We start from the raw sequence: 21,816 nt of genomic DNA, 5'->3' as shown, positions 1-21,816 counted from the left end.
CATCGGCAAAATGTACAAGCCCAAAAAGACTGCAGACAAACTCCATTTTCATCGAGTTTGTCTGCAGTCTGAAATTTCCAAATGGAAGTCTTATAAGTGATCGATTTTAATTGTTTCGATGGTATTGGCATGAATACCGAGCCAGCTTGATGCGATGGAACCAAACATATCTCTTGAACCGGTTGTGTAAAAGCGATGAACTGGACGGAGCTTGCTTTTATTGATTAATTTATAGTAATCCAAAATGACACTTGCCTCCCGGGCCGTCTCTTCTCCAGAGGAAATGACTTGTACATCATTCCCCATATAGGAAGAGATTACAGGCCCCAGCAGTGGATAATGGGTACAGCCAAGGATCAGTGTATCGATCTTCGTTTTCTTCAACGGGTTCAAGGTTTGTGCCACGACCCGATTGACGATCCCCCCTTGAAACTCCCCGCTTTCTACGATTGGGACAAATTTCGGGCATGCTAAACTATCTACTTTCACATCGGAATTGATGGAGGCAAGTGCATCGTCATAAGCTTTGCTTTTTACCGTGCCTTCTGTACCAATAACTCCAATATGCAAGGAATCGGATACTTTCAATGCCGCCCTTGCCCCTGGGTGAATGACACCCAACACAGGAATCGGAAGTATAGCCCTGATTTCATCCAAAACAGCTGCAGTCGCTGTATTGCAAGCAATGATCAGCATTTTTATATCCTTCTTCATCAAAAACCTCGTCATTTGCCATGTGAAGGTTTGGACATCTTTTTTTGTCCTCGGCCCATATGGGCATCTTGCTGTATCACCTAAGTAAATTATATTTTCATTTGGAAGCTGACGCATGACTTCTTTAGCTACTGTCAAGCCGCCTACCCCTGAATCAATGATGCCTATCGGTTGTTTCAAAAAACTCGCCTCATTTTTCTTTCATTTCTTGATGTAGTTTTACTAGAATCCCTTTGAGGGACATGATGTCAGATTCGTTAAAATTGACTAACACGCCATTTAAGTACTGCCTCCGTTTATTAATCACTTCTTCGATTATCCGTTCGCCTTCTTCAAGAAGGTGAATTCGAACCACACGCCGATCCTTTTCATCCCTGACACGCTGGACAAGCTGATGTTTCTCCATGCGGTCAATCAGGTCCGTCGTTGTACTGAAGGCGAGAAACATCTTCGTGGACAATTCGCCAATCGTCATGTCGCCTGATTCAAAAAGCCATTGCAAAGCCACGAATTGAGGAATGGTAATTTTATAATCATGGAGAATTTCTCTCCCCCTTTGCTTAAGCCATGACGATACATAGCGCAATTCCTTCTCGATATCGGCTACATATGCCGCCTGCTTCTCTTCATCCATAAACACAGCTCCCCACTTCATGAAACTTATCATACTACCATTTTGGATGAAAGTGAAATGATTTTCAAGATTGATTGACTGGAATCATAATGAAACCCCACCATAAAAATAAGCAGCATCCAAAGAAGTCAAAACACCCAAATTGTTTTGCCCTTCCTTATATGCTGCCAATGAACGGGAGAGAAATTATTTATAAGGCTTACGTATTAAGAGTTAACACTTAAAGCTTAAGTTCTCCCATACGAAGGAGTTCTATGACTGCCTGCGAACGTCCTTTAACTCCAAGCTTCTGCATCGCATTCGAAATATGGTTTCGAACTGTTTTTTCGCTAATAAACAATTCACCTGCGATTTCTTTTGTTGTTTTGTCTTGTACTAGTAACTCAAATACTTCTTTTTCTCTTTTGGTGAGTAATGGCTTATGAGTGAATTCGTTCTCCTTCAAGTAATGTTACCCTCCTTGCCTTCACCAGCATAAAACCCGGAGTGGGTGTCTATTTAGTCAAGATATAGTATGTCGGCTGGGGCAATGGAGTGACTCTTTTACTTGTCTAAATGGAAATATTTTTAGGAATGTTCCAGCACAGTATGCAGCATCGAACGCTTCATGTCTTCCGTCCAAGGTACCGGCTTCCCAGTGGCCTTGGACACTTGCACAATCGTCCCCCTGCCCGTTAAACAAATTGAACCATCTTGTTTAGTCCCCATATAGTGTAGATCCACTGAAGAATTTCCGATATGGTCAGCTTTCACATGGATTGTCAATTGATCATTGAAAAACATCTGCTTAAGGTAATCACACTGTAAATTGGCAACAACCGGCATCTCACCACATTCAGACGAGGTCCAATCCTTCATGAACCCCATACTGTTGAAATACTCAATCCGAGCTTCCTCAAAATAAGTAAAAGGAATCGTGTTATTCAAGTGCCCAAACATATCAGTTTCTGAAAAACGGACCTTAATCTCATGTTTAAAAGAAAAATCATTGATCCACTCCGTTATATTATCGATATATGATATTCTGCCCATCTTGGCACACCCTTTCTGAATTGAATGACTATTCACTCATTTTATAAGAAAACAACGATATTGAAAAGGATTTTATACTTATTACAGGTTAATTCGCTTATTGCTCATTTCATTAATCAAATCCTTCAGCCTTTTTGCTGGGTGCCTCAAGTCCATTTCGCTTCGATCCTAGTTATCATCGGTGCCCGACCAAGTCTGCGTATGTAAAACATGAAAAAAAAGAACCCATATCATAAGATACAGGTTCTTTCATGTTCATGATTAAACTTCATCACTGCCGAAGAAGTTACGGAATTGTTGGATCGTAGTATCACGGTTCAACGCTGCAATCGAAGTCGTTAATGGAATGCCTTTAGGGCAAGACTGCACGCAGTTTTGTGAGTTACCGCAGTTTGCAAGTCCTCCATCACCCATGATCGTATTTAAACGTTCAGCTTTGTTCATTGCACCAGTTGGATGTGCATTGAATAAACGGACTTGTGATAATGGTTGTGGCCCAATGAAGTCTGAATTGCTGTTTACGTTCGGACAAGCTTCCAAACATACACCGCAAGTCATACATTTAGATAACTCGTAAGCCCATTGACGTTTCTTTTCTGGCATACGCGGTCCTGGTCCAAGGTTATACGTTCCATCGATTGGAATCCATGCTTTTACCTTTTTCAATGAGTCGAACATACGGCTGCGATCGACTTGCAGGTCACGAACAACAGGGAATGTACGCATTGGCGCTAGACGAACCGGCTGCTCCAATTGATCGATGAGAGCTGTACATGATTGTCTTGGTTTACCATTGATAACCATTGAACAAGCACCACATACCTCTTCAAGACAGTTCATGTCCCATGCGATTGCTGTAGTGTGCTTGCCTTGTACCGTTACTGGATTACGACGAATTTCCATTAGAGCGGAAATTACGTTCATATTCGGACGGTACGCTAATTCGAATTCCTCATCATAAGGAGCTGAATCCGGTGTATCTTGACGAGTGATTATAAAACGGACTGTTTTAGTCTCAGATTTAGTTTCAACCATTTTTTTGCTCCCCCTCTTTAGTGTTTCGTAGTGTAGTCACGTTTACGCGGTGCGATCAGTGATACATCAATATCTTCATAATGGAATTCAGGTGCTTGATCCAAGCCTTTGAATGTTGCCATAGTAGTTTTCATGAATTCCTCATCATTACGTTCTGGGAAATCAGGTTTGTAATGCGCTCCGCGGCTTTCATCACGGTTTAACGCACCAATTGTGATTACACGGGCCAATTGCATCATGTTTTGCAGCTGTCTAGTGAATGCAGCTCCTTGGTTACTCCATTTTGCCGTGTCATTGATGTTAATTTTCTTGTAACGTTCCATCAGCTCAAGAATCTTGTTATCCGTTTCTTTCAGCTTGTCATTGTAACGAACTACAGTAACATGCTGAGTCATCCACTCACCAAGTTCTTTGTGAAGGATGTACGCATTTTCGTTACCATCAAGAGACATGACTTCATTCCATTTCTCTTGTTCTTGTTTTTCGTACCCTTCATACAATGAAGAAGGAATGGATTCTGAAGTTTTAGCAAGGCCTTCAATATATTTAACGGCATTCGGTCCAGCGACTGAACCACCATAAATTGCAGAAAGAAGTGAGTTGGCACCAAGACGGTTACCGCCATGTTGTGAATAATCGCACTCACCTGCAGCGAATAAACCTTTGATGTTAGTCATTTGGTCATAATCAACCCAAAGTCCGCCCATAGAATAGTGAACGGCAGGGAAAATTTTCATTGGAACTTTACGAGGATCTTCACCCATGAATTTCTCGTAGATTTCAATGATTCCGCCAAGTTTAATATCAAGTAATTTAGGATCTTTATGTGATAGATCCAGGTAAACCATGTTTTCACCATTAATGCCAAGCTTCATGTTCATACATACGTCGAAGATTTCACGAGTCGCGATATCACGAGGTACTAGATTACCATAAGCAGGGTATTTTTCTTCAAGGAAATACCAAGGTTTCCCGTCTTTATATGTCCAGATACGTCCACCTTCACCACGAGCGGATTCACTCATTAGACGAAGTTTGTCATCGCCAGGGATTGCTGTCGGGTGAATTTGAATGAACTCACCATTAGCATAATTTACACCTTGCTGATAAACGATGGAAGCTGCTGAACCTGTATTGATCATTGAGTTCGTTGATTTACCGAAAATGATTCCAGGGCCGCCGCTCGCCATGATGACTGCGTCTCCAGGGAATGATTTGATTTCCATTGAAGTCAGGTTTTGTGCTACGATACCGCGTGCTGTTTGCTCATCATCGATAACAGCTCCAAGGAATTCCCAGCCTTCGTATTTCGTTACAAGGCCTTCAACTTCATAACGGCGAACCTGCTCGTCCAAAGCGTAAAGTAATTGCTGACCAGTTGTTGCACCCGCGAATGCTGTACGGCTATGTTGAGTACCACCGAAACGACGGAAATCAAGAAGACCTTCCGGAGTACGGTTGAACATAACGCCCATACGGTCAAACATATGAATGATTGATGGTGCTGCTTCGCACATCGCTTTAACCGGCGGTTGGTTAGCCAAGAAATCTCCGCCATATACTGTATCGTCGAAGTGGATATATGGAGAATCCCCTTCACCTTTTGTATTTACTGCCCCGTTGATTCCGCCTTGGGCACAAACTGAGTGAGAGCGTTTAACAGGCACTAAAGAAAATAAATCAACCTGTTGTCCCAGCTCTGCTGCTTTGATCGTAGCCATTAAACCAGCTAGACCTCCACCAACGATAACTATTTTACCTTTACCCAATTCTGTCACTCCCTTATTTCCATTAGCCAAGCTATGTTTTTCCTAATTCTTATAAATGAACTCTATCTTCTTATACGAATGCGAAAATTGCGCTGATTCCGATATAAGTAAGAAGAACGAAAACGATCAATGTAAAGTAAGTCATGATTCTTTGCGATCTTGGTGAAACTGTAAGACCCCAGCTCACAGCAAATGACCATAATCCATTAGCAAAATGGAAGATTGCCGAGGTAACACCGACAATATAGAACACAAGCATGAATGGACTAGAGAAAATCTCTGCCATCATGTCAAAGTTAACTTCAGCACCCATGGCTGCTTGAATTCTAGTTGCCCATATATGCCAAACAAGGAAAATCAACGTTATGATTCCAGTTAGGCGTTGTAGCATGAACATCCAGTTACGGAAGAAACTGAATCGGCCTAAATTGTTTTTTGCTGTAAAGGCAATATAGATTCCGTACACAGCATGGAAAATGAGCGGTAGATAGATGACGACCCATTCTACCAAAATCTTCACGGGCGTAAACTCAATTAAATGAACTGCCCCATTAAAAGTTTCTTCTCCTTTTGTTGCCATAAAGTTTACCGATAAATGAAAAATTAGGAATAGACCAATTGGAATTACTCCTAGAAGTGAATGAAGCCTGCGATTCCCAAACTCACGATTTTTTGCCACTAAGTGCCCCCCCTTAATTTGTGAAAAATCATGCAAAGATAAACTGGTGGCTACCTTTTATCTCCGCGTGAAAATACAGTATAGAGTCAAAAAACTCCTCTATACTTCCTTTACAATTATGTGACATGTCCATTTTACTCCTGACTTCTATGTGCGTCAAGAAAACGGATACAAGAAATCTCTTTTTCAGAATAGATTTTTTTGGATTATATTGGGTATTTTTTGTTTGTCAAGATGATATTTTGAATAAATTTCTAATTTAACTATTAATATCTCGGTATAATTTCTCATTTTTTTCCAATTGCGATTTAAATATATAAAAAACAGTATAATTTGCAAAAGAAATACGTTTATAATAGATTTACAGAAAGAGGCGATAAATTATGAAAAAAAATATTGCTGCTGCGATAGAAGAAGAGATTCAAACTGAAGAAATTCAAACTGAGGAATTCCAAGTTCCAGCTTTCGGATACGAATTAATCAGAGAAGTTCTATTGAACGATATTCTCGGAAAAGACTCTAATCAAATCCTCTATTGGGCAGGTAAACAATTAGCAAGAAAATTCCCATTGAATGGCGATCAGGAAGTGATTGAATTTTTCCAAAGCGCTGGATGGGGCAATCTGGAAATCTTGAAGTATACGAAACATGAGATGGAATTATCCCTGACAGGTGAAATAATCAGCCGCCGCCTGGATTTACACCCAGATTGTCACTTCCAACTTGAAGCCGGTTTCCTTGCAGAGCAGTTTACACTGCAAAAAAAATTCCTCAGCGAATCAACGGAAGAAATCAAACGCCGCGCAAAAAAAGTGATATTCACCATCCAATGGGATCCCAGAGATCCAATCTAATGAGCCCTGAAAACAGACTTACCCTTTTTACCGGAAGTCTGTTTTTTTATTGGACTCCTGACACTTAAGCTAGCACATTAGCATGCTGACCGAGTTTAAATGCTTCATGAAGGGATTCAACCGCCTTCACCATTTCCTTTTCATTGACGACGGTCGAAACTTTAATCTCCGATGTGCTGACCATTTTCACCTGGATGCCTGTATTGGCCATCACTTCAAACATTTCGGCAGCCACTCCCGGATTGGATACCATACCAGAACCGACGATGGACACTTTGGCCAACCCGCTCTCCGTTTCGACCCGGTCGAACCCCAATTGTTCTTTATTATTTTCCAGCACGATCAAGGCCGCTTCCGTATCTTCACTTTTTGTGGAAAAAGATAGATTCGTCGTATCCTCGGCAGTCATGCTTTGAATGATGATGTCCACATTGATCCGGTTTTTCGCAAGCGTCGTGAAGATTGTGGATAATGCACCAAGTGATTGGGGCAAACCATATATTGTGACCCTCGTAATACTGTCTTCAAAAGCAATGCCGCGTACAATTAAGTTTTCTTCCATAGTTGCTTCCTCCTCTATGATCGTACCTGATTCTCTCTCCATGCTTGAACGGACTTCAAGCGGAATTTGATAATTCTTTGCATATTCGACAGCCCTTGGGTGAAGGACGCCCGCCCCCAGGTTGGCAAGTTCCAGCATTTCATCGTAAGAAATGGATTGGAGTTTTCGCGCGCCTTTTATGTAGCGTGGGTCCGTTGTGAAAACACCCGTTACATCTGTATAAATATCGCATCTATCCGCATTCAGCGCCGCAGCGATGGCTACAGCCGTCGTATCGGATCCGCCCCTCCCTAAGGTAGTGATTTCCCCATTTGCATCGTTACCCTGGAAACCGGCTACGACCACTATTTTCTTCTCCTGAAGCTGAGCTTGGATCCTCGTGGCATCGATGTTTAAAATCCGGGCATTCCCATGAACGGATTCCGTTTGCATGCCTGCCTGCCAGCCAGTATACGAAATGGCTTCATGTCCTTCTTCAATCAATGCCATCGTTAACAGGGAAATCGTTACCTGTTCCCCAGTCGTCAAAAGCATATCCATTTCCCTCTTGCTCGGGGATCCGGAAATATCACGTGCCATGGAAACCAATTGGTCCGTTGTTTTCCCCATAGCTGAGACAACGACGACAACCTCATTTCCATTCTCCGCTTCCTCGATTACCCGATTGGCAACATTTTTGATTTTTTCTACGCTACCGACGGATGTTCCGCCGAATTTTTGAACGATTAATGCCATCCTCATGCACCCTCTCTACTTTTTAGGCAATAAAAAAAGCAATGAGAAATATCTCATTGCTGTGGTCACATATCTTAATACTGTAATCACAGTGAGATAGCTCTCCAAGGTATAAACCCTGACAATCCGCCATTTATTAAATGTCGGACCAGGAGGACAAGGTATGAGTCTTGTCTTCCTTCGGCGGCGTCCCCTTTCAAAACCTTTCATGGAAGCTCATACTTCTCCAGGTTTTTACTCTTGAATTCCGCACCTCTATCAGCACTTTTAAGTTGTCTAGTTAAAAATTCCTTTTAATCATAGCATAGAGATTTATCGGTAGCAAGATTATTCTTGTAATTTTCTAACGATTCCCTCGGCTACCCCTTTTGGCATGCCAGCTTCCATGATTTCCTCGGCCGTCGCCTCTTTGATTTTCTTCAATGATCCAAAATGCCTTAATAATTGCTTCCTTCGTTTTTCCCCGACTCCTGGAATATCATCAAGCTGGGAGTGAACCGCATTTTTCCCGCGTAGCTGGCGATGGAACGTAATCGCGAACCGATGCACTTCATCCTGAATTCTTTGCAATAGGTAAAATTCCTGGCTCCTTGAATCAAGAGGTACAAGTTCAAGCGGATTTCCGATCATCAATTGCGAGGTCCTATGCTTTTCATCCTTAATGAGGCCTGAAAGTGGAATATCCAAGCCTAATTCATTTTCCAGAATATCCCGCACCGCTTCGACATGTCCCTTTCCGCCATCAATGATGATCAAGTCCGGAAGCGGCAGTCCTTCTTTCAATACTCTTGAATACCTTCTTCTGACCACTTCACGCATCGATTCATAATCATCCGGTCCCTGAACCGTCTTGATCTTATATTTTCGGTACTCCCTTTTTTCCGGCTTCCCATCAATGAACACGACTAAAGCGGAAACTGGGTCACTTCCCTGGATATTGGAGTTATCGAAAGCTTCAATTCGATGCGGGGTGTAGATACCCAGTTGTTTCCCGAGGTTTTCCACCGCATTGATCGTTCTTTCTTCATCCCTTTCAATCAAAGAGAATTTTTCCTTAAGGGCGATGGAGGCATTTTCATTCGCCAATTTAAGCATGTCTTTTTTCGCTCCCCGTTTTGGGTGAATCGTTTTGACACCAAGCAGCCCTTCGGCCATTTCGGCATCCACAGATTCAGGCAGCAAGATTTCCTTTGGTTTAAAGTGGTTCGTAATCTCGTAAAACTGACCGAGGAATGTAAGAAGTTCCTGTTCGGGTTCATCGTAGACCGGAAAAAGCGAAACATCCCTTTCTATCAATTTACCCTGCCGGACAAAAAATACCTGAACGCACATCCAGCCTTTATCATAGGCAAAGCCAAATACATCCCTGTCGATGAAATCGGTCGTCATCATTTTCTGCTTCTCCATCGTAATATCGATGTGGGCAATCTTGTCACGGAACTCCTTAGCCCTCTCGAAATCGAGTTCTTCCGATGCCTCCAACATTTTTTCAGTCAGTTCTTTTTTTATTTCAGTATGCCCGCCGTTCAAGAACCGGTTGATATCATCGACCATTTTTTTATATTCCTGTTCCTCTACATCATATACACATGGGGCCAGGCACTGACCAAGGTGATAGTAGAGACAAACGCGATCCGGTAACGTATTGCATTTTCTTAGGGGATAGATGCGGTCGAGCAATTTTTTCGTTTCGTTAGCTGCAAATGCATTCGGGTAGGGACCGAAATATTTCCCTTTGTCTTTTTTGACTTTTCGCGTAATGATTAGACGCGGGTGGCGTTCCGCAGTCAGCTTGATGAAAGGATACGTCTTATCATCCTTTAGCATGACATTATATTTTGGGTCATGTTTTTTGATTAAGTTCAACTCTAAAATAAGAGCCTCGATATTGGAAGAGGTGACGATGTATTCGAAATCCTCAATCTCGTTCACGAGTCGAAATGTTTTCCCATCATGAGATCCCGTAAAATAAGAACGGACACGATTTTTCAACACTTTCGCTTTGCCTACATATATGATCGTTCCCTGACGATCTTTCATTAAATAACAACCAGGTTGATCGGGAAGAAGGGCAAGTTTATTCTTTATTTGTTGATTCATGCATTCAGCCTCCTGTTCTCCCATTTTTACAATCATTATATATCAAGATAGCGAAAAAAGCTTCAAGTCCGCAGACTTGAAGCTTTTTTTAGCTAACTTACTATTACGCGTGTTTTGCAATAAGTTCAGCAAGTGCTTCTTTAGGTTGGAAACCAACAACCTTATCGACCACTTCACCGTCTTTAAGGACGATTAATGTCGGGATGCTCATCACACCGAATTTCCCAGCTGTTTCTTGGTTTTCATCTACATCCACTTTTACGATTTTTGCTGTATCGCCAATTTCAGTATCAAGCTCTTGAAGAACAGGAGCGATCATTTTACAAGGTCCGCACCATGGAGCCCAAAAGTCTACAAGAACGACACCTTCGCTAGTATCTGTTGTGAAAGTTTGGTCAGTTGCATTTACAATAGCCATATATATTTCCTCCTCAAATTTACTCAAATAACTAAAAACAGTATACCACTGTTGCTCAAATCGATGCTAATATTTTGCTTCAGTGGTAGGATGTCCAAAAAAAAAGTAACTATGCAGGCAAAAAACCCTCCACATTAGCGCAAACAAAGGGGCAAGACATGTATCGGCTTATGCCGAATGTCTTGCCCCTCATCTGTATTATTTCTATTACGCGTTAACTTTAAGTTTTTTGAATTCTTCCGTAAGTAATGGAACGACTTCGAAAAGATCTCCGACAATTCCATAATCAGCCACATTGAATATGTTAGCTTCCGGGTCTTTATTGATGGCAACGATAACCTTGGAGTTGGACATTCCCGCTAAATGCTGGATCGCACCGGAAATTCCGCAGGCGATATAAAGATCAGGTGTAACGACTTTACCCGTTTGCCCGATTTGTAATGAGTAATCGCAATAGTCTGCATCACATGCTCCGCGGGAAGCTCCTACCGCTCCGCCAAGAACCTGTGCCAGTTCCTTTAATGGTTCGAAACCATCTTCACTTTTCACGCCACGGCCACCCGCGATGATTACTTTCGCTTCTGAAAGGTCGACCCCTTCACTGGCTTTTCTAACAACATCCTTAATGATTGTCCGTAAGTCCTTAATATCCACACTTAAAGTAGAAACATCACCAGAGCGTGACTCATCTTTCGCTAATGGTTCGATATTGTTCGGACGGATTGTCGCGAAAATAACGCCATCTGTAACGATTTTCTTTTCAAATGCTTTACCAGAGTATATCGGGCGGGTGAAAACGATATTTCCGCCCTCCTCTTCAATGGATGTAACGTCGGAAATCAATCCTGATTCAAGTTTTCCAGCCAATTTAGGTGCAAGGTCTTTTCCTAAGGCTGTATGTCCAAAGAAAATCCCTTCCGGTTTTTCCTGCTCGATGACGGCAAGCAAGCTTTGCGCATATCCATCAGAAGTATATTGTTTCAATTGATCATTTTCGACTGCAATAACCCGGTCTGCACCATACTGAATCAATTCATTACCGAAATCCTGAACACTGTCACCGACTAAAACACCAACGATTTCCCCGCCATCCGCTGCAAGCTTAGCCGCACTGATAGCTTCAAATGATACATTTCTTAGTGAACCATCACGAACTTCGCCCAATACAAGAAACTTTCTAGCCATTTATAAAAACCTCCTGTGCACTATTTTTCTTTTTGTCGTGTGTTGTTGTTTTGAAAAGTACCGTTTCGATTAAATCACTTTTGCTTCACTGCGTAATAATTGAACAAGCTCGGTAACTTGAGCACTGATTTCTCCGTCCAAAACTTTTCCAGCTTCTTTTTTAGCAGGAAGGTAAATTTCAATCGTTTTCGTTTTGGCCTCAACATCGTCCTCTTCCAAGTCCAGGTCATCCAATTCCAATTCCTCAAGCGGTTTTTTCTTCGCCTTCATGATTCCTGGCAATGAAGGATAACGTGGCTCATTTAGCCCTTGCTGCGCTGTCACCAATAATGGAAGAGAGGCTTCGATCGTTTCGGAGTCCCCTTCGACATCACGGATAACGCTTACATTTCCATTTTCTATGTCCAATTTAGTAATGGTTGTAATATAAGGAATTCCTAAAATTTCGGCAACGCGTGGTCCAACTTGACCAGAGCCGCCATCGATTGCAACGTTCCCTGCAATGATTAGATCGGCATTTTTATCTTTTAAGTATTCGCCAATAATTTTGGCAGTCGTGAATTGGTCGCCATTTTCTATGTCGTCTTCTATATTGATCAATACAGCTTTGTCAGCACCCATTGCCAGCGCTGTGCGTAATTGCTTTTCAGCCTCTTCCGTTCCGACGGATATAACCGTCACTTCGCCGCCTTGTGCATCACGCACCTGGATTGCTTCTTCAACTGCATACTCATCGTATGGATTAATGATGAATTCTGCTCCATCCTCATTGATTTCCCCGTTGGATAGTGTAATTTTTTCTTCTGTATCAAATGTTCTTTTCAGCAGTACATAAATGTTCACGATAATACCTCCCGAATAATTTGAGTTTTGAAGATTATGAATTTTATTGATATATAGTAATGTTCTACAGATTTCACCAAAATCCTGCATGATATATAAAAATAGTTATTTAAACCGAAACATCATTTCCCTTTGAATACAGCTTCCCTTTTTTCAATGAAAGCGGCGATTCCTTCTTGTGCATCAGCAGTATCGAAAGCCTGGCCAAAGAGGGCAGCTTCCCTTTCCACACCTTTATGGTAGGAATCATGCTTGGAATAATTCAATAACTCAATGGCCGACTTTAATGCCAGTGGGCTCTTCTTGGCAATTTTATTAGCTAGATCCTTAGCTTTTGGAATCAGTTCTTCATCCGTGAAGGCATGATTCGCCAATCCGCATTGCACGGCTTCGGTGCCTGAAATCGGTTCACTTGTAAACAGCATTTCAGCTGCCTTTGCCATGCCTACGTAACGAGGAAGACGTTGGGTCCCAGCAAATCCGGGGATCAATCCCAACTGCAGCTCAGGCAAACCAAGTTTAGCCCTTTCGGTGACTAAGCGGATGTGGCAGGCCATAGCCAGCTCCAATCCTCCGCCAAGCGCCGCTCCATGGATGGCTGCAATGACCGGTTTTGGAAAAGATTCGATTTTCTCAAATACAGATTGACCATTCTTGGTCAGCTTCTCGAAAGCTTTCCCGTTTTTCACTTCCGTAAACTCTTTAATGTCCGCTCCTGCAGAGAAGAATCTTCCTTCACCATGAAGAAGGACAACCCGTACGGCTTCGTCTTTCACAATTTGATCGAATGCCTGTGAAAGCTCTCCGATGATAGCCGAGGAAAGTGCATTTGCTGGTGCATGATCAATCGTTATAAAAGCCACATGATTTTCGACAGAAAGCTTAAGATATTCCATATCAATCCCTCCAGGCATGCTAGTCAAACTTTTTTGATAATTCTATATGTATCACTTCCGGTTAAAGCTGGAAGCTGAATTAACCGATTCTTTCGAGGATGGCTAGCCATCCTCTATTTAAATCGTTAACTTTTAGAGGCCACAGCCGCCAATCAGCAGGCGGTGAACGTCTGGTGCAAGGTCAGGAAGCGAATACTTTTGCTCATTCATGACCCAAGTCGTCACAGTTTCATCAATCGTTCCAAAAATCATCTGCCTGGCAAGTAAATTATTTAAATCAGGCAGGAATTCGCCGTTCTCTTTTCCTTCTATAATGATCTGATCGATTAAATTTAAATACCCTCTTAACACATCATTAATCCTAAGGCGCAATTCTTTATTCGACTGTCTTAATTCCAACTGAGTGACAATTGCTAAATTCACGTCTTCTGAAAGGTTTTGAAAATGTTTTTGGATGAGCACATGCAATTTTTCCGAAGCAGTGGTCTTTCCTTTTATCTCTTCTTCGATCTGTTCCACAAAATAGCCCATCTTTTCATGGAATAATGATATTAAGATATCTTCTTTATTCTTAAAATAAAGATAAATGGTGCCATCCGCTACGCCTGCCTGTTTGGCGATTTTGGATACTTGGGCTTGATAGTAACCGTTTTGGGCAATGACGATAACGGCCGCATCAATAATTTGATTATACTTTGGTCTGTTGCTTTTCACTGGATGTCCCCTTTCAGAAAAATGAATGAACCATCATTCATATTTCTATCATAAAATGACGACCCTTTACTGTCAAGCAAAACCTTATATAAGGCTCCTGACATTTCACTTCTGTTCATTGTACAGCCACCATCCATAGCTTGTCCAGCTGTTCTGCAAAACGGAGCCCTCTTCCGCTGCTCCGTTAAAAGGGGGTGCTTGTTTAAGCTTCTTTTCTTTCCTCGGATATTTTTTTCTTTTCTTCCTCGATAAGGACTCTCCTCAGGATCTTTCCTATCGTCGTTTTAGGAAGTTCATCCCTGAATTCATAGCTTCGCGGAACCTTATACGAAGCCAGGTTCTTTCTGGCAAATTCATTCAATTCCTCTTCAGTGACCCTGGCATTCTTTTTCAGGACGACATAGGCCTTGACGGTCTCTCCTCGATATGGGTCAGGGATGCCTGCCACAACTACTTCCTGTATGGCCTCATGCTCGTATAGCACCTCTTCCACCTCACGTGGATATATATTGAAACCGCCTGCAATGATTGTATCCTTTTTCCTCTCGACGACATAAAAGAACCCCTGCTCATCCATATAACCCAGATCGCCAGTAAGCAGCCAGCCATTTTTAAAGGTTTTTTCCGTTTCATCCGGACGGTTCCAATAACCTTTCATTACCTGCGGTCCTTTTATGGCAATCTCGCCTATTTCATTCGGAGGAAGCTCTTCATCGGTTTCCAGGGACAGAATCGCCGAGTCAGTGTCCGGCCATGGCAGTCCAACGCTACCTTTTACACGCGGCTGATCCCAAATGAAATTTGCATGTGTCACAGGTGAGGTTTCTGAAAGTCCATAGCCTTCAACGAGCTTCCCGCCGGTAATTTTCTCAAACTGCTCTTGAACCTCCAAGGGCAATGATGCAGAACCGCTAATACAGGCATTGATGGAAGATAGATCATATTTAGCGATATCCGGATGGTTCAAGAGGCCGATATACATCGTTGGCGCTCCTGGAAACATCGTCGGTTTCTGTTTTTGGATGGTTTTAAGCGTCGCTTCGACATCGAACTTCGGCATGATGATCATGGTGTTCCCTTCCATGACGGAAAGAACCAAGACCGTAGTCATACCGTACACATGGAAGAAAGGCAGAATCGCAAGGATCCTTTCCTCACCGCGCTTATTTTTATAAAGCCATGCATTGCACATTTTCGTATTGGCCAGCAAGTTCTTATGAGTAAGCATGACCCCTTTTGGAAAGCCAGTTGTCCCACCTGTATATTGCAAAAGGGCAAGGTCATTATTGACATCGATCGATACGGTGCCGATTTCTTCAGTGATCTTCCGTTTCATGATTTCGGAAAATAAATGATGATTCCCTTCATGCTCCACATTGATGACAATGCCGTATTGCTTTTTTTGAATAAAAGGATAGATAAGATTTTTCGGGAATGGCAAATATTCCTTGATAGCGGTTACAATTATATGTTCTATATCCGTTCTTGATGCCACTGCAGAAACACGGGGGAATAAAATATCCATCGCTAAAATCATTTTCGCTCCGGAATCTTTCATTTGATATTCTAATTCACGTTCTGTATAGGTTGGGTTCGTTTGAACCACGACTCCTCCGGCCATCAATATCCCAAAAAAGCTTATGACACCCTGAGGGCAGTTAGGAAGCATGATGGCAACGCGTTCACCTTTTTGAAGTCCGATACTTTTTAAATAGGCTGCAAACTTTAAAGCAGATTCATGCACTTCCCGGAAAGTTAATTCTTTTCCCTGGAAATGAATCGATACTTTATCAGGGAATTCTTCGGCTGATTCCTTTAAAAAAGAATAAAGAGGTTTATCTTCGTACGACAAAACAGCTGGTATCTGTTCCGGATAAATAGCTTGCCATGGCTTATTGCTCATTTGCCCCCTCCTTCTGAATATTCTCAATACTCTTAATCATTATAATACAATCGGGATTTTCTTACAATTGCCGAATTTAAGAGTATAAAGACCTTATGATGAAAAGCTGGATAGTATATATATCTTATCCAACTACAGGGAATGTTGGATGAAACATATAAAAAGGGAAACAAAAAAAAGAGTGGTTATACTCCTTTCAGAATGTAGACAACCCTTTTATCATCATTTTTTTCTTTTAAAAAAGTTCCAGCTGATTTCAGAAATCCGCTCCCTTTCCGCCGACTGTCTGCCAAGCCTCCTCGACGCAAGCGCCTGCGGGGTCTCGGCTAGCCAGTTATTCGGCAGGAGTGTCGCAGATTTCTTCCATCTAGAGAGGTTCATTCATTTAATCAAGTAAAAAAACATAAAGGATATTCAAATTTTCTTTATGATCACTGATCGGGGTGAGAGCATTCCGATCCTCCTTTTGTCGTCTACTGAAAGAAGGCGTTCTACTCCTATCAGAATGTAAACAACCCTTTTCCCCTCATTTTTTTTCTTTCAAAAAAGTTCCAGTGATTGGAACGTAAGGTACGAGACTCCTGCGGGAAAAGCGTGTCTAGGGAGACCCCGCAGGCGCAAGCCGAGGAGGCTCCCCGACCGCCCGCGGAAAGCGAGTGCCTGGAGTGGAAATCAACGTTCAAATTTCACAGATCGGGGTGAGAGCATTCCAATCCTCTTTTGTCGTCTACTGAAAGAAGGCGTTCTACTTCTTGGTTTTAATTCTATACCAATACTTATATTTTTCTTCAAATCCTAATTTCCCGTACAAGCTTAAAGCAGGTGCATTCGTTTCTATCACCTGAAGTTAAGCTTTTTTTTGCTCCATTTTCTTTACCCCAATGCAATAGATTACGAATGAGAATTGCACCATTGCCTTGATTTCGAAAATTATCATGGGTAATGATATTGTACAGGCCTATGTATTCGTCTTCCAATACACCCAGTCCACTTGCTGTCACGGTTCCACCTTCATAGAACCAAATAAAAGAAGCGGCACACTGGCCGCTTCAGTTGAACAATGTCATATAAATGATTCCAAACAGAAAAAAGATTCCGCAACAAACGATTAAGACTTTTGCAAGTTTCTCCACAGCTTACTCCCTCTCATGAAGGGCATCAAGAAATTCCGGCGCCGATGACAAAAGATAATGCGATTGATATGATCATCGATAGGAATCCAACTGCCCGATTATCTTTTTGTATTTCTTCATCTATTTTAAATCCAGGAGTCATAAATTCAAAAATGAAATAACCGATCAACAGCAGGACAAAACCGTAGACGCCCCAGCCAATCATGGTAAGAAGCGAATTCTGATGGAGAATGGACTGTTGGAATACATAGGCGATCCCAAAAATTTTACCACCTGTTGCCAACGCGACAGAAAGGTTTCCCTGTTTGATCTCCTCCCAGTTCTTGTACTTTGTGACAAGTTCAAAAATGGCTAAAAAAACAATCATGCACAGAATAACGACACTGTAACGAGCAGCTATATATACATATTCATTTTCCCACATATTCTCCATGGTCCAACTCCCGAATGGTAACTAGCCACCCGGCTTGGCTGAATTGCCGGAATGACCGCTTTCCTTTATTTAAATTCCACCACCGTAACACCTGTTCCGCCTTCACCGGCTTCGCCGAAGCGAATCCTTTTGACAGAGCGGTGATTTTTCAAGTATTCCTGGACCCCGGACCGAAGAGCACCCGTCCCTTTACCATGAATGATGGAGACACTCGAATAACCGGCCAAAAGAGCATCATCAACGTATTTTTCCACTCTTGATATGGCATTTTCGAAGCGTTCTCCACGAAGGTCAAGTTCGACGCTAACATGATAATCGCGGCCTTTGATCGTGGTAAGCGGCTTTGTTTCTTTTACTTTTGTGCTCTTGATGAATTCCAGGTCAGACTCCTTCACTTTCATTTTCATGATGCCGATCTGAACCTGCCATTCATTATTTGAGACCTTCTCAATCAAGTGACCTTTTTGACCAAAGCTTACGACCTTTACTTCATCTCCAGGTTTCAAGCTTTTATCCAGCGGCCTCGCAGCTTTATTTGTTGTTTTTTTCACTTTAGGCGCTGCTTCTTCAAGCCGTTTTTTGGCATCGATCAGTTCATGCTCTTTAACATCGGCATGCTTTTCAAGTCGCAGTTTACGTAAGTCTGCAATGATCGCTTCCGCTTCCCTTTGTGCATTTTCAACGATTGCCGCTGCCTCTTTAGCTGCCTTTTCAACCATGGCATCCCGTTCTTGATGGTACTCATCAATTTGCTTTTGAAGGTCTTTATGAAGAATTTCCGCCTGTTTCAGGTGATTCTTGGCTTCCAATTCCTCTTCTTCAGCCTTCTTGCGGCTGTCTTCAAGGGACGCTATCATATTTTCAACTTTATTCGTATCCTCGCCAATATGGCTGCGGGCGTTGCTGATCACGTTTTCTTCCAAACCAAGGCGCTTGGAAATTTCAAACGCATTACTCCGGCCTGGTACACCAATTAATAGTTTATAGGTGGGACTCAAGGTTTCCACATTAAATTCGACGCTTGCATTAATGACGCCTTCCCGATCATATCCATACGCTTTTAATTCCGGGTAATGTGTCGTTGCAATCACACGTGCTCCGCGCTTATACACTTCATCCAAAATGGAAATGGCCAGAGCTGCACCTTCCTGTGGGTCAGTTCCCGCTCCAAGCTCATCGAATAAAACAAGACTGTCATAATCGACATGCTTAAGGATATCGACAATATTGACCATATGCGAAGAGAATGTACTTAAGCTTTGTTCAATCGACTGTTCATCGCCAATATCGGCATAAACAGAGGAAAACACAGCCGTTTCGGAACCATCCAGCGCAGGGATCTGCAGACCGGACTGGGCCATTAACGTACAGAGGCCAATCGTTTTCAGGGTAACCGTCTTACCACCTGTATTCGGACCGGTGATGACGATTGTCGTAAATTCATCACCAAGAAAAATATCATTGGCCACGACGACATCATTCGGAATGAGCGGGTGTTTCGCTTTGAATAATTTTACGCGCCCCTCATTATTCAGAATCGGCTTGGATCCTTTTATCGCTTTCGCATATTTTGCCTTGGCGACAAGGAAATCGATTTGTGCCAGCACTTTGATATTATGAAGCAATTCAGGGGTGAACGCACCGACTTTTTCCGATAGTTCGACCAATATCCGTTCTATTTCCTGCGTTTCCTTCACTCGGGTTTCCTGCAGGACATTATTCAGCTGAACGATTGCCTGCGGCTCAATGAACAACGTCTGCCCTGATGATGATTGATCATGAATGATCCCGCCATACACACTGCGGTATTCCTGTTTAACCGGGATGACGAATCGGTCATTCCGGATGGTGATGATGGCATCGGATAACATTGTTGTTGCATTGGAAGAACGGATCATACTTTCCAGTTTTTCCCTGACGCGACTTTCGTTCGTCCGAATTTGGTTTCTTAGAGTACGAAGCTTGTCGCTGGCAGAATCCATCACTTCGCCATGTTCGCTTATTGCATACGTAATTTCCTGCTGCAAATCAATCAATGGATGAAGGGAATCGATATATTCGGCTAAAAGCGGAACATCAATCTCCTGCTCTGCCAGTTCTTCGAAGAAGCGGCTGAGGATCCTGCCGGCACGAATCGTGCTCGCAAGTTCCATCAGTTCCATCGGTGAGAGCATACCGCCAATCTGTGCCCTTTTTGCATGTGGTCGGATATCGAAAATTCCGCCCAATGGCAAGTTACCTTTCAACCGGACGATTTTGGCTGACTCATCCGTTTCTTCCTGCCATCTCGACACTTCTTCAAAATCCGTGGAAGGCATCAATTGCTCTGCCTTCTCTTTTCCTATGGATGAGGAAGCGTGTGAGATTAATTGTTCTTTTATTTTATGAAATTCCAATGTCTTTAAAGCTTTATTATGCATGGAGTGAAAGCTCCTCCTTATTTATGGGCAAATAGTTAATCATTTCTCTTTAAAAATGCTAATAATCCATCCGTGTCCCTTGCATTAAGAACCGTGGATTCTTTAATCCAGCCCTTTTTGGCTGATGAGACCCCCACAGGCATATGTTCAAGCATGTCGATGCTGTGGGCATCCGTATTGATCACGATCGGAACGCCTGCTTCCTGAGCCTTGCGCAGATGCGGAGGTGCCAAATCCAATCTGTTCGGATTCGCATTCAATTCCAAGGCCGTATTCGTTTCGCGGGCCAGTTCGATCAGCATTTCTATATCTACATCATATCCGGTGCGTCTGCCGATGATCCTTCCCGTTGGATGGGCGATGATATCTACATGCGGATTATTCAGAGCCGTTTTTAAGCGCTCCATGATCGTTTCCCGAGACTGTGAAAAACTTGAATGAATCGATGCAATCACCAAATCCATCTCTGCAAGCAGCTCATCGTCATAATCAAGTGTCCCATCAGGAAGTATATCCATCTCTATCCCGGAAAGAACGGTAAAGTCAGTGTATTTTTCATTAAGTTCATGGATGATCCGTTTTTGTTCACGTAAACGTTCAGCGGTCAAGCCGTTCGCCACCTTCAGATATTGCGAATGATCGGTGATGGCCATATATCGATACCCTTTTGCACGGCATGCTTCAATCATTTCTTCAATCGTATGAGCACCATCACTCCATGTGGTATGCATATGCAGATCACCTTTAATGGCCTCTAAAGATATGAGAGGTTCATTAGCATCATAATGCTCCACTTCCGTTCCATCTTCACGCAGTTCTGGCGGGATGAAAGGAAGGCCAAAATGATTATAAAATTGTTCTTCCGTTTCAAACGTCAATACATCACCGGTTTCAGTCACTTCCACCCCATATTCGCTGATTTTCTCTCCGCGATCTTTGGCAAGCTGGCGCATCCGCACATTGTGATCCTTCGAACCTGTAAAATGATGAAGTGTCGTGATGAATTCCTTATCCTTAACGATTCGGAAATCGACGGAAATGTCATATTCATAATCAAGCACGACCGATACTTTTGTATCACCGGCCGCAATCACCTGTTTTATCCCTTTTATTGCAAGCAGTTGATTTTTAACCTCTTCGGGATGATCTGTCGAAATGATGAAATCGAGGTCCTTGATCGTTTCCCTCATACGCCGGATGCTGCCGGCCCTGGATGAACGGATGATGTATTCCATGTTAGCAAGGGCCGTTTCAATATCAGCCGCAATCGGTCTCATGAAGGCAAGGGGAAGTCGATCGGGCCTTGAACCCGCCTCAGCAATTGCAGAAAGGATCTTCTCTTCCGTTTTTTTGCCGAAACCGGCAAGCGCCGCGACCCTGCCTTCTTCACAGGCGATTTTAAGATCATTCACATCTTTGACATGCAGCTCTTTATGAAGCTTGGCAATTTTCTTCCCGCCCAAACCTTGAAGCTGCAGGAGCGGAATCAATCCTTTTGGCACCTGCTCCTGAAGCTCTTCAAGTACAGTCGATTTCCCCTCATTTATATACTCTTCGATGACGGATGCCGTTCCTTTCCCGATTCCATTCAAAGCGGTAAAATCTTCAATCTCCGACAAGCTCCGGTCATCCGTTTCCAAGGCGCCTGCTGCCTTTCGGAAAGCTGAAACCTTGAACGGGTTCTCTCCTTTTAATTCCATATATATTGCAATTTTTTCTAATAATTTAATGATATCTTTTTTATTAATCGTCATTTA

Annotated in this window: 21 protein-coding genes and 1 riboswitch; of the genes, 1 reads left to right on the top strand and 20 read right to left on the bottom strand. The window is 42.7% G+C overall.

Translation table 11 applies throughout. The features are described from left to right. Positions 1-90: 90 nt before the first annotated feature. The 7 genes from racE to J7I96_RS14550 all read right to left on the bottom strand — a co-directional run bounded on the left by racE (position 91) and on the right by J7I96_RS14550 (position 5,863). Positions 91-894 carry a glutamate racemase gene (racE, locus tag J7I96_RS14580; protein WP_214925917.1) on the bottom strand — a complete coding sequence of 268 codons (804 nt, stop codon included), beginning with the start codon at positions 892-894 and terminating at the stop codon, positions 91-93. Between the two features lie 10 nt (positions 895-904). Next, positions 905-1,348, bottom strand: a complete 444-nt coding sequence (locus J7I96_RS14575; protein ID WP_251029176.1) for a MarR family winged helix-turn-helix transcriptional regulator — start codon at positions 1,346-1,348, stop codon at positions 905-907. Between the two features lie 220 nt (positions 1,349-1,568). Beyond that, the gene (locus J7I96_RS14570) at positions 1,569-1,793 is read right to left on the bottom strand and encodes a helix-turn-helix domain-containing protein (RefSeq protein ID WP_028392149.1); all 225 of its coding nucleotides are present in this window, start codon (positions 1,791-1,793) and stop codon (positions 1,569-1,571) included. A 122-nt stretch (positions 1,794-1,915) separates the two neighbouring features. Next, complete coding sequence (locus J7I96_RS14565; protein WP_214771153.1) at positions 1,916-2,380, bottom strand: acyl-CoA thioesterase; 465 nt, start codon at positions 2,378-2,380, stop codon at positions 1,916-1,918. Positions 2,381-2,641: 261 nt separating this feature from the next. Next, a complete protein-coding gene (gene sdhB / locus J7I96_RS14560; RefSeq protein WP_034308984.1) occupies positions 2,642-3,415 on the bottom strand; it encodes a succinate dehydrogenase iron-sulfur subunit in 774 nt (257 codons plus the stop codon). A gap of 17 nt (positions 3,416-3,432) precedes the next feature. Further along, a complete protein-coding gene (sdhA, locus tag J7I96_RS14555) occupies positions 3,433-5,184 on the bottom strand; it encodes a succinate dehydrogenase flavoprotein subunit (protein ID WP_034311432.1) in 1,752 nt (583 codons plus the stop codon). A 70-nt stretch (positions 5,185-5,254) separates the two neighbouring features. Beyond that, on the bottom strand, positions 5,255-5,863 hold the full coding sequence (locus J7I96_RS14550; protein WP_214771147.1) for a succinate dehydrogenase cytochrome b558 subunit: 609 nt from the start codon (positions 5,861-5,863) through the stop codon (positions 5,255-5,257). Between the two features lie 383 nt (positions 5,864-6,246). Between J7I96_RS14550 and J7I96_RS14545 the strand changes: the two genes are divergently transcribed. After that, positions 6,247-6,717, top strand: coding sequence for a YslB family protein (locus J7I96_RS14545; RefSeq protein WP_048689015.1), 471 nt, complete (start codon positions 6,247-6,249; stop codon positions 6,715-6,717). 64 nt (positions 6,718-6,781) lie between these two features. Here the strand turns inward: J7I96_RS14545 and J7I96_RS14540 are convergent, their stop codons facing one another. From J7I96_RS14540 to polX, 13 genes are all read right to left on the bottom strand, one after another. After that, positions 6,782-8,014: an aspartate kinase gene (locus J7I96_RS14540; RefSeq protein WP_048689012.1), complete on the bottom strand. Its 1,233-nt coding sequence runs from the start codon at positions 8,012-8,014 to the stop codon at positions 6,782-6,784. 89 nt (positions 8,015-8,103) lie between these two features. Continuing rightward, positions 8,104-8,280: riboswitch (Lysine riboswitch) on the bottom strand. 61 nt (positions 8,281-8,341) lie between these two features. Next, entirely contained in the window at positions 8,342-10,114 is a 1,773-nt protein-coding gene (gene uvrC, locus J7I96_RS14535; RefSeq protein ID WP_214771141.1) for an excinuclease ABC subunit UvrC, read from the bottom strand. Between the two features lie 103 nt (positions 10,115-10,217). After that, positions 10,218-10,538 (bottom strand): thioredoxin, encoded by a 321-nt coding sequence (gene trxA, locus J7I96_RS14530; protein ID WP_328113193.1) that lies wholly within the window; start codon positions 10,536-10,538, stop codon positions 10,218-10,220. A gap of 201 nt (positions 10,539-10,739) precedes the next feature. Next, complete coding sequence (locus J7I96_RS14525; protein ID WP_214925915.1) at positions 10,740-11,717, bottom strand: electron transfer flavoprotein subunit alpha/FixB family protein; 978 nt, start codon at positions 11,715-11,717, stop codon at positions 10,740-10,742. Positions 11,718-11,786: 69 nt separating this feature from the next. Continuing rightward, positions 11,787-12,560, bottom strand: a complete 774-nt coding sequence (locus J7I96_RS14520) for an electron transfer flavoprotein subunit beta/FixA family protein (RefSeq protein WP_214925912.1) — start codon at positions 12,558-12,560, stop codon at positions 11,787-11,789. 122 nt (positions 12,561-12,682) lie between these two features. After that, complete coding sequence (locus tag J7I96_RS14515) at positions 12,683-13,456, bottom strand: enoyl-CoA hydratase (RefSeq protein WP_214771135.1); 774 nt, start codon at positions 13,454-13,456, stop codon at positions 12,683-12,685. 132 nt (positions 13,457-13,588) lie between these two features. Continuing rightward, positions 13,589-14,170, bottom strand: a complete 582-nt coding sequence (locus J7I96_RS14510) for a fatty acid metabolism transcriptional regulator FadR (protein WP_214771132.1) — start codon at positions 14,168-14,170, stop codon at positions 13,589-13,591. Beyond that, entirely contained in the window at positions 14,167-14,289 is a 123-nt protein-coding gene (locus J7I96_RS28425) for a hypothetical protein (protein ID WP_262983582.1), read from the bottom strand. The genes J7I96_RS14510 and J7I96_RS28425 overlap by 4 nt, the downstream gene beginning before the upstream one ends. A gap of 83 nt (positions 14,290-14,372) precedes the next feature. Further along, complete coding sequence (locus J7I96_RS14505) at positions 14,373-16,073, bottom strand: long-chain-fatty-acid--CoA ligase (protein ID WP_214925910.1); 1,701 nt, start codon at positions 16,071-16,073, stop codon at positions 14,373-14,375. Positions 16,074-16,861: 788 nt separating this feature from the next. Next, positions 16,862-17,074 carry a GNAT family N-acetyltransferase gene (locus J7I96_RS14500; RefSeq protein ID WP_311315234.1) on the bottom strand — a complete coding sequence of 71 codons (213 nt, stop codon included), beginning with the start codon at positions 17,072-17,074 and terminating at the stop codon, positions 16,862-16,864. A 157-nt stretch (positions 17,075-17,231) separates the two neighbouring features. After that, positions 17,232-17,639: a DUF350 domain-containing protein gene (locus J7I96_RS14495; protein ID WP_034309012.1), complete on the bottom strand. Its 408-nt coding sequence runs from the start codon at positions 17,637-17,639 to the stop codon at positions 17,232-17,234. Between the two features lie 65 nt (positions 17,640-17,704). After that, on the bottom strand, positions 17,705-20,059 hold the full coding sequence (locus J7I96_RS14490; RefSeq protein ID WP_214771125.1) for an endonuclease MutS2: 2,355 nt from the start codon (positions 20,057-20,059) through the stop codon (positions 17,705-17,707). A 35-nt stretch (positions 20,060-20,094) separates the two neighbouring features. Beyond that, positions 20,095-21,813 (bottom strand): DNA polymerase/3'-5' exonuclease PolX, encoded by a 1,719-nt coding sequence (polX, locus tag J7I96_RS14485; protein ID WP_214924378.1) that lies wholly within the window; start codon positions 21,811-21,813, stop codon positions 20,095-20,097. Positions 21,814-21,816: the final 3 nt, after the last annotated feature.

The organism is Bacillus sp. ISL-78 (assembly GCF_018613455.1).
Taxonomy (GTDB): Bacteria; Bacillota; Bacilli; order Bacillales; family DSM-1321; genus Peribacillus; species Peribacillus frigoritolerans.
The sequence above is the reverse complement of the archived record's forward strand: the minus strand, read 5'-3'. Positions and strand labels throughout refer to the sequence as shown.

Excerpts from the sequence above, each read along its gene's own strand:
- J7I96_RS14575 (WP_251029176.1), bottom strand. The coding sequence starts at position 1,348 with ATGGATGAAGAGAAGCAGGCGGCATATGTAGCCGATATCGAGAAGGAA.
- J7I96_RS14565 (WP_214771153.1), bottom strand. The coding sequence starts at position 2,380 with ATGGGCAGAATATCATATATCGATAATATAACGGAGTGGATCAATGAT.
- sdhB (WP_034308984.1), bottom strand. The coding sequence starts at position 3,415 with ATGGTTGAAACTAAATCTGAGACTAAAACAGTCCGTTTTATAATCACT.
- J7I96_RS14545 (WP_048689015.1), top strand. The coding sequence starts at position 6,247 with ATGAAAAAAAATATTGCTGCTGCGATAGAAGAAGAGATTCAAACTGAA.
- J7I96_RS14540 (WP_048689012.1), bottom strand. The coding sequence starts at position 8,014 with ATGGCATTAATCGTTCAAAAATTCGGCGGAACATCCGTCGGTAGCGTA.
- uvrC (WP_214771141.1), bottom strand. The coding sequence starts at position 10,114 with ATGAATCAACAAATAAAGAATAAACTTGCCCTTCTTCCCGATCAACCT.
- J7I96_RS14525 (WP_214925915.1), bottom strand. The coding sequence starts at position 11,717 with ATGGCTAGAAAGTTTCTTGTATTGGGCGAAGTTCGTGATGGTTCACTA.
- J7I96_RS14515 (WP_214771135.1), bottom strand. The coding sequence starts at position 13,456 with ATGGAATATCTTAAGCTTTCTGTCGAAAATCATGTGGCTTTTATAACG.
- J7I96_RS28425 (WP_262983582.1), bottom strand. The coding sequence starts at position 14,289 with ATGAACAGAAGTGAAATGTCAGGAGCCTTATATAAGGTTTTGCTTGAC.
- J7I96_RS14505 (WP_214925910.1), bottom strand. The coding sequence starts at position 16,073 with ATGAGCAATAAGCCATGGCAAGCTATTTATCCGGAACAGATACCAGCT.
- J7I96_RS14495 (WP_034309012.1), bottom strand. The coding sequence starts at position 17,639 with ATGGAGAATATGTGGGAAAATGAATATGTATATATAGCTGCTCGTTAC.
- J7I96_RS14490 (WP_214771125.1), bottom strand. The coding sequence starts at position 20,059 with ATGCATAATAAAGCTTTAAAGACATTGGAATTTCATAAAATAAAAGAA.
- polX (WP_214924378.1), bottom strand. The coding sequence starts at position 21,813 with ATGACGATTAATAAAAAAGATATCATTAAATTATTAGAAAAAATTGCA.